The following is a 16,700-nucleotide window of genomic DNA, read 5'->3' on the forward strand; positions in this document are numbered from 1 at the left end:
GCCACACTCCCCCGCGCCGTCGTCACAATCAGCTTCGGGGTGCCCCCACGAGGGCCCGGAGCAATGTCGCCGCCAGGCGACGAGCCGTCACTCCGCCGCCATCCGCTCCCGAAGACTACGAGGCCGCATATCCGTCCACACCTCGTCCACGTGCCGCATGCACTCCTCCCGGCTCCCCCGCGTCCCGTCCGCCCGCCACCCCGCCGGAATCTCCTTCTCCGCGGGCCACAGCGAATACTGCTCCTCGTCGTTCACCAGGACCTGGAACACCGCGTCCTCATCCATCAGGCAATTCCCTTCTCCATCACTGACCGGATGTTTCTTCCAGCTCACGAACCCGGGGCGCGGCAGGCAGGCCGCGCAGAGTCCCGCTGAACGTCGTCAGCAGAGTGACCACGGCAATCGACCCGCTGCAGACCAGCACCGCGGGCACCGCGGGCACGGCTTCCACGAGCCACCCGCCCAACGCGGGCCCCGCAGCCGCAGCCAATCCGCCCGTCACCCCGAGGACACCCCCGAGCCGACCCCGCAAATTGTCCGGAGTGGACAGAAGCTGATAAGTAGCAATAGCAGTATTCGCCGCGGGCGGCAAAAACGCAATAGCCGCGAACAAAGCGCCCATCACATAACCATTTCCGACGAAAACCGCGAGCGGGGTCAGCGCGGTCAACGCCCAGAAAACCCCGATGACCAGCCCGTACGCACTCATCCGCCGATGCAGGTACGGCGCCGCCAACGACCCCAGAATCCCGCCCGCCCCGAGCATCGCCGCCATCACGCCGATCTCCCCGGACGGCACCCCCCGCTCGTTCGCCAGCACGATGATCACGAGGTAATACGCGGAAAAGAACAGATTCAACGCGACCACGCACAAAACCGTCGCCCGCAACGGCGGCCGCGTCCACACCCACCGCAGCCCCTCGAGAATCTCCCGCCCGAGATGCTTCGGCGGCCCGTCCGCCGCCCGCTCCGGCTGCCTGGGCAACCGCACGAACAACAGCGACAGGAACGCGAAAACATGCGCCACCACGTCGAAGAGAAACGGCACGAACCGCCCCACCGCGAAGAGAAACCCGCCCAACGCCGTCCCGGACAACTGCCCCGCACTCGTCCGCGCGGCATTCATCGCCACCGCCGCAGGAACCTGTTCCTCCGCCACCAGCCGCGGCAGGCTCGCCTCCTCCGCCGGTTCGAACAACGCCCGGCTCAGCCCCATCACGACGGCCACCACAATGAGCATCCACACATCCGCGACGCCCCAGTACAACGCGAGCACCAACCCGGCCGCGGCCACCGCCTGCGCCGCTTCGCACCCGAGCATGATCCGCTTGCGCGGCCACCGGTCCACCAACGCCCCGGCAGGCAATCCCGCGACGAGCTGACTGATCGCGACCGCCCCGAGCACGAGCCCGGACTGCGCGGCCGACCCAGTGAGCGCGAGCACCAGCAAGGGAAAGGCGATGGTGGTCGTGCTGAACCCGGCTTCGGAGACGACCTGGCCGGTCCAGAGAAGCCGGTAGTCGCGATTGCCTGCGATCCCGCTCATGCCTCACCTCCCGGGCAATCTGCGGCAGCCCGCGAAGGCCCCGCGAGGCCAACCGCGCCGAGCGTGGCCCGAGAAGCCGCCTCACCCCGCAACAACCGACGACCGCGATCACCTGCGATCCCGCTCATGCCGCGCCTCCCGGATAATCTGCGACGGCCGCGAGGCCAGTCGCGCCGGGCGTGGCCCGAGAAATCTCCTCAGCCCACAACAACCGATAACCGCAACCTTCTGCAATCCCGCTCATGCCCCACCTCCCAGACCGTCCGCAGCAATAGCCCCGGCGGCGACCCCGGATCCGCCCGGAATCCGCCCCGCCATTCCCCGCCACCCGGCGACCACGACCCCGCTCACGCCTCATCACCCCGGCAATCCGCCGCGATGGCCCGCAACGCGTCCGCGAATCCCGCGGCCACCCCGGCCACCGTCTCCCGGGTGTGCTGATCCGGCTGGTAGTACCAGGAGAACTCCAGCTGCCCGTCCCGCACCCCGCCGACGACCTCCAGCGCGTGCGGCGACCGGTGGGCCGGGTCCTGGTCCCGGCCGAGCGGCGGGAGCGACCGCAGGAACAAGCCGTCCCCGGAGCCGGTGTTCTCGCCTTGCCCGAGGTAGTTGAACGCCACCCGCGGCGCGTCCCGGCCGAGGTCGGGGAAGCGGAAGCAGCGCAGGACCCCGTGCCCGAACCCGTTCCCGGGCACCGCGCGCAGCTGCCGCCGGACCGATTTCACCAGGTTCCGCCAGCTCGTCGCCGGATCGACCTCCAGCGCGACCGGGAACAGCGTCGTGAACCAGCCGACCGTCCTGGTCAGGTCGACGTCGTCCAGGATTTCCTCGCGGCCGTGGCCTTCGAGGTCGATCGCGACGGCGGGCTCGCCGGTCCAGCGGGTGAGGGTCCAGGCCAGCGCGGTCAGCAGGACGTCGTTGATCCTCGTCCGGTAGGCGCCGGGGGCCAGGTGCAGCAGGGCGTCGGTGTCGCGCTCGCCGACGCGGACCGCCACCAGCTCCTGCGGTTCCGGAGCCGCGCCCGTCCGGTCCACCGGGATCTCGCATCCGGGCAGGGCACGGGCCCAGTGGGCGCGTTCGCCGTCCAGCGCGCCGGATTCGGCGAATTCGCGCAGGCGGCGCGCCCAGTCCCGGAAGGACGTCGTTTTCGGGCCAAGGTCGGGCTTTTCCCCGGCTTCGATCTGCCGGTAGGCCCGTTCGAGGTCTTCCAGCAGGATGCCCCACGAGACGGCGTCGACGACCAGATGGTGTGCCACGAGGAAGAGGCACGGGTTGTCGCCGTCGTCGGACAGGAGGGCCCGCAGGTGCGGCGGGCGGGCCAGGTCGAAGCTCGCCTGCGCGTCGTCGGCCGCGCGCTCCAGGTCCACAGTGGACACTGTGTGCAGGACTGCCCCGGGATTGACCGGGTCGTTGTGCTGGGTCCACCCGTCGGCGGTCTGCTCGAAGCGCAGGCGCAGCGCGTCGTGGTGCGCCACCAGCGCCTCGATCGCCTGGCGCAGGACTTCCTCGTCCACCGGGCCGTTCAGCTCGATCAGCACGGACTGGTTGAAATGCGCGGGGTTCGCCGGCGAGGAATCCAGGAACCAGCGCTGGATCGGGGTCAGCGGAGCGGCCCCGACCACGGCCTCGCGGTCGTCCTCGGCCGAATCCGCGGGCTGGACCACGCTCGCCAGCTCCGCGACCGTCTGGTGCGTGAACAGGTCCTTCGAGCGCATCGCCAGCCCGGCCTGCCGGGCGCGGTGCACGACCTGGATGCTGAGCAGCGAATCCCCGCCGAGTTCGAAGAAGTTGTCCTCGGCTCCGACGCGCGGGATCCCGAGCACCTCGGCCCAGACGTTCGCCAGCAGCTGCTCCAGCTCGGTGCCCGGGGCGACGTACTCGGCGGTCTGCAGCGCCGACAGGTCCGGTGCCGGAAGGGCGGCGCGGTCGATCTTTCCGTTGGGGCTCACCGGAACCTCGTCGAGCGGCACGAAGACCGACGGGACCAGGTAGTCCGGCAGCGTCTCGCCGAGGAAAGCGCGCAGCTGGGCGGTTTCGCCGACGACGTAGGCGACCAGCCGCTTGTGCCCGCCGGCTTCGCGGGCCGCGACGACGGCCTCGCGCACGTCCGGGTGCCGCCGCAGCGCCGCCTCGATCTCGCCGAGTTCGACGCGGAACCCGCGGATCTTGACCTGGTCGTCCACGCGTCCGGCGAACTCCAGGTCGCCCGTCGCGTTCTGCCGGACGACGTCGCCGGTGCGGTACATCCGCGATCCCGGCGGGCCGAAGGGGTTCGCCACGAACCGGTCGGCGGTCAAGCCCGGCCGGGACAGGTAGCCGCGCGCCAAGCCGATGCTGCGGACGTACAGCTCGCCCGCCGACCCGATCGGCACCTCGCGCAATCCGGCGTCCAGCACGTGCGTTTCGGTGTTCCGGATCGGTTTGCCGATCGGCAGCGGACCGCCCGGCGACAGCGGTTCGCTCCACGAAGTCACGACGGTCGTTTCGGTGGGCCCGTACGCGTTGATCATCCGCCGTCCCGGAGCCCAGCGGGTGACCAGCTCGGCCGGGCAGACGTCCCCGCCGACGACGATGGTGCGCAGGTCCGGCAGCGGCACGTCCGGCACGGTCGCCAGCGCGACCGGCGGGAATTGCGCGTGCGTGACCCGGTAGTCCGCCAGCAGCTCGGCCAGTTGAGCGCCGAGCAGCGGGCCCTCGGGCGGCACGACGAGAGCGGCGCCCGCGGGCAGCGTCATGCAGAGTTCCGAAACCGAGGCGTCGAAGCTGGGCGAGTTGAACGCCAGCACCCGGTCGCCCGGCCGGATCTGGAAATGCTCGATTTCGGCGGCGGAGAAGGACGCGATACCGGCGTTCGGCACCACGACGCCCTTGGGCCGCCCGGTCGAACCGGACGTGTAGATGACATACGCCGGTTGCTCCGGGTCGACCGGCACCCCGAGGTTCGTGTCGGCGTACTCCCCGGCGTCTAGTTCTCCGTCCACGACGAAGACCGGGTCGGCGTCGCGCAGCATGAACTCGATGCGCTCGGAGGGATAGCCCGGGTCGACGGGAAGGAACGCGGCCCCGGTCTTCGCCACGGCCAGCTCCGTGAGGACGAGCGCGGTCGAGCGGGGCAGCCGGACGGCGACGATCCGTTCCGGGGCGGCTCCCCGGTCGACGAGCAGCCGGGCCAGCTGATTCGCCCGGGCGTTCAGCGCGGCGAAGGTGATTTCCCCGGCAGCGGACAGCAGTGCGGGCGCGTCGGGCGTCCGCGCGACCTGGGCTTCGAACAGCTGTGCCAGCGAGGCCGCCGGGACAGCCACGCCGGTGTCGTTCCAGGCGCGCAACTGGTCCGCCTCGGCCTGCGGCAACAACGGCAGCGATTCCATCGGCTGGTCCGGCTGACCAGCGAGAACGGTCAGCGCGGTCAGCAAACGGCCGGCGAAGCGCTGGATCGTCTCAGGGTCGAACAAGCCGGTGGCGTAGTTGATCGCGGCGTGCAGCTCCCCTTCGTCCTCCTCGAATTGCACGAGCAGGTCGAAGGTCGCGCTCGTCGCGGGCAGAGCGACCTCCTCGGCGACGAGCGCGCCGCCGCCCGGCCGGTCGCCGGTGTTCTGCAGCACCACCATCGCCTGGAACAGCGGCGTCCGGCTCGGGTCGCGGGCCGGCTGGGCGGCGTCTACCACGCGTTCGAACGGCACGTCCTGGTGCGCGAACGCGTCGAGCACCGTGTCTCGCACTCCGGCGAGGAAGTCGCGGAACGACCCGCGCGAGTCCACTGTGGACCGCAGGACGAGGGTATTGACGAAGAAGCCGATCAGGCGTTCCAGCTCGGCTCGTTCGCGGCCGGCGGTCACCGTGCCGACCGCTACGTCCTCCTGCTCGCACCAGCGCGCCAGCACGACCTGGAAAGCCGCCACCAGCGTCATGAACAGGGTGCCGTGCTGCGCGCCCGCGAGTTCGCGGAGGTTCGCGGCGACCTCGGCGGGGATGTCGAAGCCGAACCACTCCCCCTCGCTCGTGCGCACCGCGGGCCGCGGGCGGTCGGTCGGCAGTTCGAGCGGCGCGAGCCCGGCGAGCCGGTCCCGCCAGTGGTCGAGCTGCGCGTCGAGGTCGGGGCTGTCGAGGAAATCCCGTTGCCAGGCGGCGAAATCCGCGTACTGCACCGGCAGCGCGGGCAGGTCCGGCTCCTCGCCGCGGACGTACGCGGCGTAGCAGGTGTCCAGTTCGGCGGCCAGCACCCCGGCCGACCAGCCGTCGGTGACGATGTGGTGCAGCACCAGCAGCAGGACGTGGTCGCCGGATTCCTCCCGGAACAACCGGGCGCGCAGCAGCGGTCCGGTCCGCAGGTCGAAGGGCCGAAGCGCTTCGCGGACAAGCGTTTCCTCGTCGAAGTCCTCGACCGGGAGTTCTACCGGCGCGGGCTCGTGGACGAATTGGACGGCATGGCCTTCGATCGCGTCGAAGGTGGTGCGCAGCGATTCGTGGCGGGCGACAACCGTGTTGAGGGCTCGCCGCAAGGCGTCGACGTCGAGTTCGCCGCGCAAGCGCAATGCCGTGGGCGAAATGTACTCACGGCCGCCCGGCTCGAATTCGTCCAGGAACCACAAGCGCTGCTGAGCGAACGACAACGGCAGCGCACCGTCGCGCGCGACGACCGGGATCGCTTCCGGACCGGCCTTCCGCGAAGGAAGCCCGGCGGCGAACTGGCTGAGCGTCGGCGCGGAGAACAGCATCCGCGGCGACACCTCGACGCCGAACTCGGCCCGCACCCGGGAGGTGATCCGCATGCTGAGGATCGAATCGCCGCCGAGTTCGAAGAAACTGTCGTCGGCGCCCACCCGGTCGATTCCGAGGACGTCGGCCCAGATCGCGGCGAGCCGCTGTTCGGCGGTCGTCCGCGGCGCGACGTACTCGGCGGTTCCGGCGCGGCCGGGGGCGGGCAGCGCGCGGCGGTCGAGCTTGCCGTTCCGGTTGAGCGGGAGGGCGTCCAGCGACACGAACGCCGACGGGACCAGATGCTCCGGCAGCCGTTCGCGCGCCCATTCGCGCAAGCCCTGGGATTCGCCGACGACGTACGCGACAAGCCGGCCTTCGCGGGCGATGACGGTGACGTCGGCGACCGCGGGATGCCGCCGCAGGACTGTCTCGACCTCGCCCGGTTCCACCCGGAACCCGCGGATCTTGACCTGGTCGTCGACGCGGCCGAGGTAGTCGAGCGAGCCCTCGGAGGTCCACCGGACCTGGTCGCCGGTGCGGTACATCCGCGCTCCCGGCGGGCCGAAGGGGTCCGCGAGGAACCGGTCCGCGGTGAGCCCCGGCCGCCCGAGGTAGCCGCGCGCGAGCTGCGGTCCGGCGAGGAACAGCTCGCCGGGCAGGCCGGGCGGCACGGGCTCGCCGGTGTCGCCGAGGACGTAGGCCCGGAAATTGGTCAGCGGACGGCCGATCAGCGGCTGGTCCCCGATGACCGGCGCGTGGATCGAGTCGACGGTCGCTTCGGTGGGCCCGTAGTAGTTGTGGCCGGTGACGTCGGCGGCGGCCAGTTGCCGCCACAGCGTTTCGGTCGCCGCCTCGCCGCCGGTGATCACCGTGCGGGGCCGGACTTCGCCGGTCGCCAGCCCGGCGTCCAGCAGCTGCTGGAGGTAGGCCGGGGTGAGGTCGAGGAGGTTGAGCCCGTGCGCGCGGGCGGCGCGGACCAGGGCGCGCGGGTCGAGCCGGGTGTCGTCGTCCAGCACGTGCAGTTCATGCCCGTCGAACATGGCCAGCAGCGGTTCCCAGGACGCGTCGAAGGCCAGCGACGCGGTGAGCGCCGCTCGTTCCCGCCCGCGGTCGAGGAAGACGGCGCGGTGCGCGACCAGCAGGTTCACCAGCGCGCGGTGCTCCACGACGACGCCCTTCGGCGTTCCGGTCGAGCCTGAGGTGTAGATGACGTAGGCGGCGGTGTCCGCGTCCGGCCGCTGCGAAACGGGCGCGGGAGGCGCGTAACTCTCCTCCGGCCTGCCCAGCACGACCACCGGGCGCGCGTCGTCCAGCAGGAAGCGGAGGCGTTCGTCCGGCAGATCCGGGTCGAGCGGCAGATACACCGCGCCTGCCTTGAAAATCGCCAGGACGGCGACCACGGCCTCGATCGACCGCGGCAGCAGGACGGCGACCACTCGCTCCGGCCCGGCACCCCGCTCGATCAGCTCCCGCGCCAGCTGAGTGGAGCGAGCGTCGACCTCCGCGTAGTCCAGGACAGTGTCGTGGAAGACAAGCGCGGTCTCGTGCGGCATCCGCGCGACCGTCGCTTCGAACACGTCCAGCACTGTCTCCGCCGGAAGGTCGGCCGAATCGCCGTGTCCCAGCGCCAGCACGTGGTTCCGCTCGTCCGCGGTGAGCGGCGAGAGCGAGCCGACGCGCCGGTCCGGGTCGGCGGCGATCGCGCGCACCAGCTGGGCGAGGTGCCCGGCGAGCCGCTGGGCGGTGGTCTCGTCGAACAGCTTCGGGTCGTAGGACAGTTCGAGCCCGAGCCGGTCGTGGAGATAGGCGGTGAGGTTCAGCGGATAGCTCGTGGTGTCCAGCGATTCCACGTCCAGCACCCGGACGCCGTCCTGCCCGCTGTCTTCGATCGGGTAGTTCTCGAAGACCACGACGCTGTCGAACAGCGACGCGCCCGCCGGAACGCCGGTGAAGGTCTGCAGCTGCGAGAGCGCCAGGAAGTCGTACCGGCGCACGTCCGCCTGCTCGGCCTGGATCGCGCGCAGCCATTCGGCGGCCGACTGTCCATTTCGGACTTCGATCCGCGTGGGCACGGTGTTGATGAACATCCCGATCATCGCTTCGACCCCGGGCAGTTCCGGCGGCCGCCCGGACACCGTGGTCCCGAACAGGACGTCCGGCTCGCCGCTGTAGCGCGCGAGCAGCAGCGCCCACGCTCCCTGCACGACGGAGTTGACTGTCAGCGCGGCGGTTTTCGCCATGTCGCGCAGTCCCGCCGATTCCTCCGCGGACAACTCGACCAGCACCGTCGCTCCGGATTCCGCCCGGTGTGCTTCGCGGGGCCGGCGGTCGTACGGCAACGGAGTCGGCGCGGCGAAGCCGTCGAGCACTTCGCGCCAGTGTTCCTCCGCTGCGGCGCGGTCCTGCTCGGCCAGCCACGCCAGGTAGTCGCGGAACGGCCGCCGCGGCGTCAGTTTCGCGGGCGTGCCTTCGACAATCGCCGAGTACTGCTCGCACACCTCGCCGAAGACCTGGGCGGTGCTCCAGCCGTCGAGCAGGACGTGGTGCGAGGTCCACAGCAGCTGCACCTCGTCGTCGGCGATCCGGGCGATCTCCAGGCGCATCAGCGGAGGGTTGGCCAGGTCCATGCCCGCCGCCAGATCGGCTTCGAGCAGTTTCGCCAGTTCGGCCTGCTGGGCTTCCGGAGCGAGGCCGCGCCAGTCGTGCTGCCCGACCGGCACCCGGACGCCGCGGTGGACGCGCTGCACCGGCTCCTCGACGCCGTCCCACACCGTGCTGCTGCGCAGGATCGGCGTCCGGTCCGCCACCCGCTGCCAGGCCTCGGCCAGCGCGCGCGGGTCCCGGACCCCGGCCAGCCGCAGCCGGAACTGGTCGAAGTACGCGCTCGACCCGGTGTCGACCAGGCTGTGGAACACCATGCCCGCCTGCAGTGCCGTCAGCGGGTAGATGTCCTCGACCTCGCTGCCGTCCCCGGCCAGCCGGTCCACCGTCGCCTGGTCGAGCCGGGCGAGCGGGAAGTCCGACGGCGTGCGGCCCCCGGCGGCGGCGCAGTGCGCGATGATTTCCCGCAGTGCCGCGACAGTCGCTTCGGCGAGGCCGCGGACGGTCTCCTCCTCGTGCACCTCAGCGGAGTATTCCCAGGTCAGGTGCAGTTCGCCGGATTCGACCACGCCGACGACGTCCAGCAGGTACGGACGAGTGCTGTCCGGTGCCGAATCGTGGCCGAGGCTTTCCCCGCGGCCCTGGTAGAGCCCGTCCGCCTCGGTTCCGACGTCCCAGCGGCCGTGGTAGTTGAACGAGATCTGCGGCGTCGGGTCGTTCCGGAGCGGGGCATCGCTCAGATAGCGCAGCGCTTCGTAGCCGACGCCCTTGTTCGGGATCGCGCGCAGCTGTTCCTTGACGGACTTGAGGATCGCGTCCCAGCTGTCGCCGGGCACGGTCAGCGCGACCGGGTACTGCGCGGTGAACCAGCCGATCGTCCTGGACAGGTCGAGCGGCGCGGCGAGGTCCTCCCGGCCGTGGCCTTCCATTTCGAGCACGACCTGGGACCGGCCGGTCCAGCGCGCCAGCGCCCGGGCAAGAGCGCTCAGCAGGATGTCGTTGACCTCGGTCCGGTACGCGCCGGGCACGTCCTGCAGAAGCGCGGAAGTCTCCGCCCGGCCAAGGGAAACCGACACCGAGCGCGCCGATTCGGCGGTGTTGCGCCCGGAGCGGTCGACGGGCAGGCCAGCGTCGACGCCGTGCAGCACGCTCCCCCAGTACTCCGCCTCGTCGTCCAGTCCGCCGGAACGGACGTGGTCAGCGAGCGTCCGGGCCCAGTGCGTGAACGAGCTGCCCGCCGGTTCCAGCGGTTCGCCGTGGTAAGCCCGTTCGAGGTCGCCGAGCAGGACGCGCCAGGACACTCCGTCCATGACGAGGTGGTGCGCGGTCAGGAACAGCTGCGGCGACCGGTCCCGGAAGGTGAACAGGACCGCACGCCACACCGGGCCGTCGACGATGTCCAAAGAGGTCTGCGCGGCCACTGCCTCGGCGTGCATCGCCGCCGGCACGTCGTCCACTTCGGACAGATCGGCGTGCCGCAGGATGTCCGCCGGTTCGCTGGCGGCCGGTTCCTGCTGCCAGCTTCCGTCCGCCGGGGAGAACCGCATCCGCAGTGCGGCGTGGCGGGCGGTCACTTCCGCGACCGCCGCGGTCAGCCGCGCAACGTCCACTGAGGACAGTACAAGGTGGACGGACATGGTCAGCCGCCACGGCCGCTCCAGATGTTCGAACAGCCACGACTGGATCGGCCCGAGCGGCGCCGGCCCGCTCTGCTCCGGCGCCTGCGCGACCGGGCCGCCGGTCGTGACCACGCGGCCCAGTTCCGCGATGGTCTGGTGCTGGAAAAGATCCTTCGACGACACCGTCAGCCCGGCCTGGCGGGCGCGGGAGACGACCTGGATGCTGAGGATCGAATCGCCGCCGAGGCCGAAGAAGTTGTCCTCGACCCCGACCTGGTCGACGCCGAGCACTGTGGACCAGACTTCGGCAAGGGTGGTCTCGATGTCGGTACGCGGTGCCACGTAACGGTTTTCAACCCGCGCGCCGGGTACGGGCAGCGCTCGGTGGTCGAGCTTCCCGTTCGCGTTGAGCGGCAATTCGTCCAGCGCGACGAACACCGCGGGAATCATGTGCGCGGGCAGCGAGCGGGCGAGGAATTCGCGCAGCACCGTGGTCCCGGGCACCGTCCCGGTGAGGTACGCGACCAGCCGCCGCGCGTCCCCGGTGCCGTGCGCGACGGCTGCCGCGCCGGTCACGTCCGGATGCGCGGACAGCGCCGCCTCGACCTCGCCCAGCTCGATCCGGAAACCGCGGATCTTGACCTGGTGGTCGGCCCGGCCCCGGTAGGCCAGTTCGCCGTCCGCGGTCCAGCACAGCAGGTCGCCGGTGCGGTACATCCGGGTGCCCGGCTCGCCGAACGGGTCCGCGACGAACCGGGACGCGGTCAGGCCCGGCCGGTTCAGGTAGCCGCGCGCCAAGCCCGCGCCCGCGACGTACAGCTCGCCGGTGACGCCGGGCGGAACCGGTTCGAGGCAGGAGTCCAGGACGTAGGCGCGCAGGTCCGGGATCGGCACGCCCACGGTCGCGCGGTCGTCGAGCACGCGGTAGGTCACGTGCACGGTGGTCTCGGTGATGCCGTACATGTTGACCAGCTGCGGACCGTCCGGATGCCGCCGACGCCATTCCTCCAGGCGCACCGGGTCCAGCGCCTCGCCGCCGAAAATCACGCAGCGCAGGCTCAACGGCGGCGACGGCAGCGAGCCGAGCCGGTAGAACGCCGACGGCGTCTGGTTGAGCACAGTCACCTGCTGTTCGGCCAGAAGCGCCAGGAACTCCTCCGGCGAGCGGACGGTGTCCGCCGGGACCACCACGAGGCGGCCGCCGTGCAGCAGCGCGCCCCACAGTTCCCACACCGAGAAGTCGAACGCGTAGGAGTGGAAGAGCGTCCAGACGTCCTGCTCGCCGAAGCCGAACCAGTGCTCGGTCGAGGAGAACAGCCGGGTCACGTTGGCGTGCGGGACGAGCACGCCCTTGGGCACGCCGGTGGAGCCGGAGGTGTAGATGACGTACGCGGTGTTCTCCGGACGGACCGCCACCCCGGGGCCAGTGTCCGGCTGGCCGTCCGCCGCGACGGTGTCCACGACGCACACCGGCTGCGCGTCGGCCAGCATCGCCTCGATCCGCGCGGCCGGGTAGTCCGGATCGACCGGCAGATAGCCCGCGCCGGACTTCAGCACCGCGAGGATCGCGACGACCAGGTCCGCCGAACGCGGCAATCGCAGGGCCACCAGCCGTTCCGGCCCGGCCCCCTCGGCGATCAGCCGGTGCGCCAGGCGGTTCGCCCGCCGGTCCAGCTCGCGGTAAGTCAGTTCGACGCCTTCGCAGGTCACCGCGACGGCGTCCGGCGTGCGGGCGGCCTGCGCGGCGAACAGCCGGTGCAGCGTCGGCGCCTGAGGCGCGACGGCGACCGGATTCCACTCTCGCAAAACGCGGTCGCGTTCGTCGGCGGTGATCCACGGCAGCCGGCCGATCGGCTGCTGCGGCGTCGCCGCGATTCCGGCCAGCAGGATGCGCAGCCAGCTGCTCAGCCGCTCGATCGTGGCCGCATCGAACAGGTCGGTGTTGTAGTTGACGACGGCGTCGAGCCGCCCAGCGGTCTGCTGGAAGTGGATCGCCAGGTCGAAGCCGGCGGTCACGATCGGCGGGGCGACTTCCTCGACGGCGAGCCCGGGCAGCGCGGGGCGGGCGTCGGGGGTGTTGTGCAGCACGACCATGACCTGGCACAGCGGGGTGCGGCTGGGGTCGCGTTCGGGCTGGACGTCGTCCACGACGCGGTCGAACGGGACGTCCTGGTGCGCGAAAGCGTCGAGCACGGTGTCGCGGACTTCGCCGAGGAAGGCGTCGAAGCCGCGGTTCAAGTCCACTGTGGACCGCAGGACGAGGGTGTTGGCGAAGAAGCCGACCAGACCTTCCAGTTCGGTGCGTTCCCGGCCGGACACGACGGTGCCGACCGCGACGTCGTCCTGTCCGGACCACCTCGCGAACAGCAGCTGGCAGGCGGCGAGCAAGGTCATGAAGAGCGTGCTGCCCTGCTGCCTTGACAGCTCCGCGAGCCGGGCGGTCGTGCCGACCGGGACGCTGAACTCGTGCAGCGCGCCGTTCTTCGTGCGGACGGCCGGGCGGGGCCGGTCAGTGGGCAGTTCCAGCGGTTCGAGACCGGCGAGCCGGTGCCGCCAGTAGCTGAGCTGGCCGTCGAAATCGGTGCGGTTTCGTTGCCAGACCGCGTAATCGGCGTACTGCACGGGCAGCGGCGGCAATCCGGGGTCCTCGCCGCGCGTGAACGCGGCGTAGCAGGCGGCGAGTTCGCTCAGGAGCACGCCCGAGGACCAGCCGTCGGTGACGATGTGGTGCAGCACCAGGGTGAGAACGTGGTCGTCGGCGGCGAGCCGGGTGAGCGCGGCGCGCAGCAGCGGGCCGGTGTGCAGGTCGACCGGTCCGGTCGCCGCGGCCAGCGCGGAGTCCAAGTCTCCGTCGACCGCCTGGAGATCGACGGCGTGCGGCGGGTGGACGATCTGCACGCCGCGGCCGTCGACCGTCGCGAAGGTGGTCCGCAGGGATTCGTGCCGGGCCACCAGCGCGGTGAGCGCCTGGTTCAGTGCGTGGACGTCCAGCTCGCCACGCAGCCGCAGCGCGGTCGGCGACACGTACTCGGTGCTGCCGGGGTCGAATTCGTCGAGGAACCAGAGTCGTTGCTGGGCAAAGGAAAGCTGAGCCTCGAACGGTCCTTCGCCTCGAGGCAGGAGCGGGATCGCCTCCTGCGGCGCGGACGCGGCGGGCAGCTGCGCGGCCAGCAGCGCCGGGGTCGGCGCGGTGAACACCAGCCGGGCGGGGACGTCGGCGCCCAGTTCCGCGCGCAGCCGCGCGACCACCCGGATGCCGAGCAGCGAATCGCCGCCGAGCGCGAAGAAATCGTCGTCGACGCCGATGCGCTCCAAGCCGAGCACCTCGGCCCAGACTTCGGTCACCAGCTGTTCGCGTTCGTCTCGCGGAGCCGTGTACTGCGCTGACGCGGAAATCTCCGGCTCCGGGAGCGCCCGGCGGTCCAGTTTGCCGTGCCGGGTCAGCGGAAGCTGGTCGAGGTGAACGAACGCGGACGGCACCAAGTGCGCGGGCACCGTCCTGGTCAGTCCGGCTCGCAGTTCGGCGGGATCGGCGTCGCCGACGAGGTACGCGACAAGCCTGCCGTGGCGCGCGTCCACGGCGGCGTCGACGACGTGCGGCTGGGCGCGCAATGCGGCTTCGACCTCACCGGGCTCGATCCGGAAGCCGCGGACCTTGACCTGGTCGTCGGTCCGGCCGAGGTGTTCCAGCTGGCCGTCCGCGGTCCAGCGGGCCCGGTCTCCGGTCCGGTACAGGCGGGTCCCGGGCGCGCCGAAGGGGTTCGCCACGAACCGGTCGGCGGTCAGTCCCGGCCGGCCGAGGTAGCCGCGCGCGAGCTGCGCGCCCGCGAGGCAGAGTTCGCCCGCGACCCCGGCCGGGACGAGCCGGAGCTGTTCGTCGAGGACGTACGCGCCGACGTTTCCCAGCGGACGGCCGATCGACGGCCGGTCCCCGGTCACCGGAGCCCACGTGGAGTCCACAGTGGACTCGGTCGGTCCGTAGTAGTTTCCGGCGGCGGTGCCGGACGCGGCGAGTTCTCGCCACAGGTCCTCGCCGATGGCCTCGCCGCCGACCATCAGGAATCGTGGCCGCTGCTCGCCTTCCAGCAGTCCGGCGGGCAGCAGTTGCCGCAGGTAGGACGGGGTCACGTCGAGGAAGCCGATGCGTTCCTCGCGGACGTAGCGGATCAGCTCGGCCGGGTCGAGGCGGGTTTCATCGCTGATCAGGTGCAGTTCGTGGCCGTCCGCCAGCAGCAGCGGGCCTTCCCACGACGTGTCGAAGGACAGCGACGCCGTGAGCGCCACGCGCAACCGGTCGCGGCCGAAGGCGGCCCGGTGGTTGACCAGCAGGTTCACCAAGGCCGAGTGCTCGACCACAACACCCTTGGGCGTGCCGGTCGAACCCGACGTGTGAATGACGTAGGCGGCGTCCGACGGCTGCGGCCCGGCCGGGCGAGGACCGTCAGCGGGAGTGCCGAGGCGGTCCAGCACCACCACCGGCCGAGTGTCGGCCAGCAGCAGCTCGATCCGCTCAGCGGGCAGGGCGGGATCGATCGACTGGTGCACCGCCCCGGCTTTGAGGACCGCGAACAGCGCGATGATCGCGTCGGCCGAGCGCGGGAGCAGGACGGCCACCACGCGTTCCGGCCCCGCGCCTCGCGCGACGAGGTCCGCGGCGAGCGCGTCGGTGCGGGCGGCGAGTTCGGCGAAACTCAGCCGGACGTCGCCGCAGACCAGGGCGGTCGCCGTCGGCTGAGTCCTGGCCTGGCGGTCGAGGAGGTCCACGATCGTGCCGTCCGGGACGTCGAGCGCCGAACCGTGCCAGCCGAGCAGCCGGGCTTCCTCGGTTTCGGTGGTCAGCGGGAGGTCGGCGATCCGGCGGCCGGGATCCGCGGCGATCCCGGCCAGCAGCCGCAGCAGGTGCGCGATCAGCCGGTCGATCGTCCCGGCCTCGAACAGGTCCGTGCTGTACTCCACGAGCCCGGCCAGCGCGGCGCCGGATTCCTCGAATTCGACGGTGAGGTCGAAGTTGGAGGAATCCCGCGCCACGCCGGCCGGTTCGGCGGCCAAGTCCGGGAACACCGGTCCGGCGCCGGAGGTGTTGTGCAGCAGCACCATGACGTCGAACAGCGGGTTGCGGCCGGGATCCCGGCCCGCGTGCGCGGCGTCGACCACTTCCTCGAACGGCACGTCGTCGTGAGCGAAGGCGTCGAGGACGGTCCGCCGCGCCGCTTCCAGGTGATCGGCGAACGAAGCCGACTGGTCCACTGTAGAGCGCAGGACGACGGTGTTGACGAAGAAGCCGACCACCCGCTCCAGCTCCGGGCGGTCCCGGCCGGAGACGACGGTGCCGAGCGCGATGTCCTCCTGGCCGGTGTAGCGCGCGAACAACGCCTGGCAGGCCGCGAGCAGCACGGTGAACAGCGTGGTTTCCGAGGTGCGCGCCAGGTCCGCGAGCTGGCTGGCGACATCCGCGGGAACGGCGAACTCGCGCACCGCGCCAGCCGTGCTCCGGGCGGCCGGACGCGGCCGGTCAGTCGGCAAGTCCAGCGGCGTCACCCCGGCCAGCTGCCGGGACCAGTACTCCAGCCCGGCCAGACGAGTCGGCCGGTTCTGCTGCCACACCGCGAAATCCGCGTACTGCAACGGTTGCGGGGGCAATTCCGCGCGCTCGCCGTCGCGGTAGAAGAGACCGAGTTCTTCGGTCAGCACGCCCATCGACGCGCCGTCGGTGGCGATGTGGTGCACGCACACCAGCAACACGTGCTCGGCCAACCCGAGCCGCACGAGCACCGCGCGCAGCAACGGCCCGTGCGTGAGGTCGAACGGCCGCGAATACTCGACCCCCAGCACAGCGTCGAGGTCTTCCGGCGCCGCATCCACCACCGGGAGCGCGACCTCATACGGCGGCTGGATGATCTGCGCGGGTTCGCCGTCGACCTCTTCGAAGGTCGTGCGCAGCGGTTCGTGCCGGGCGACCAGCAGCCGCAAGGCGGCGGCCAGTGCGTCGACGTCCAGCTCGCCGGTCAGGCGCAGGGCGAGCGCACTGTTGTACTCGGAATCGTCCGGGCGAAGCCGACTGAAAAACCACAGCCGGCGTTGCGCGGACGAAAGCGGGACGGGGCCGGAACGGTCGGCGGCGGCCGGGATCTCCGGCGCTCGCCCGGCCGTTCCGGCCATCCGGCGGCGCAGCGCTTCCTGCAGGTGAGCGGGCAGCGCCGCGATGCGGTCTTCACGGGACGCGGTCATGGGGAGTC

3 protein-coding genes are annotated in these 16,700 nt (G+C 71.3%); all 3 read right to left on the reverse strand.

The features are described from left to right. Window positions 1-87 precede the first annotated feature (87 nt). Window positions 88-285: an MbtH family protein gene (locus ACWGIC_RS24435; RefSeq protein WP_452078269.1), complete on the reverse strand. Its 198-nt coding sequence runs from the start codon at window positions 283-285 to the stop codon at window positions 88-90. Between the two features lie 19 nt (window positions 286-304). After that, a complete protein-coding gene (locus ACWGIC_RS24440) occupies window positions 305-1,546 on the reverse strand; it encodes an MFS transporter (protein ID WP_452078270.1) in 1,242 nt (413 codons plus the stop codon). A 347-nt stretch (window positions 1,547-1,893) separates the two neighbouring features. Further along, the gene (locus tag ACWGIC_RS24445) at window positions 1,894-16,692 is read right to left on the reverse strand and encodes a non-ribosomal peptide synthase/polyketide synthase (RefSeq protein ID WP_452078271.1); all 14,799 of its coding nucleotides are present in this window, start codon (window positions 16,690-16,692) and stop codon (window positions 1,894-1,896) included. Window positions 16,693-16,700 lie beyond the last annotated feature (8 nt).

Source organism: Amycolatopsis sp. NPDC054798 (assembly GCF_053611505.1).

What these genes read in the sequence shown, in the direction of transcription:
- ACWGIC_RS24435 (WP_452078269.1), bottom strand. Translation starts at nt 285, where the DNA reads ATGGATGAGGACGCGGTGTTCCAGGTCCTGGTGAACGACGAGGAGCAG.
- ACWGIC_RS24440 (WP_452078270.1), bottom strand. Translation starts at nt 1,546, where the DNA reads ATGAGCGGGATCGCAGGCAATCGCGACTACCGGCTTCTCTGGACCGGC.
- ACWGIC_RS24445 (WP_452078271.1), bottom strand. Translation starts at nt 16,692, where the DNA reads ATGACCGCGTCCCGTGAAGACCGCATCGCGGCGCTGCCCGCTCACCTG.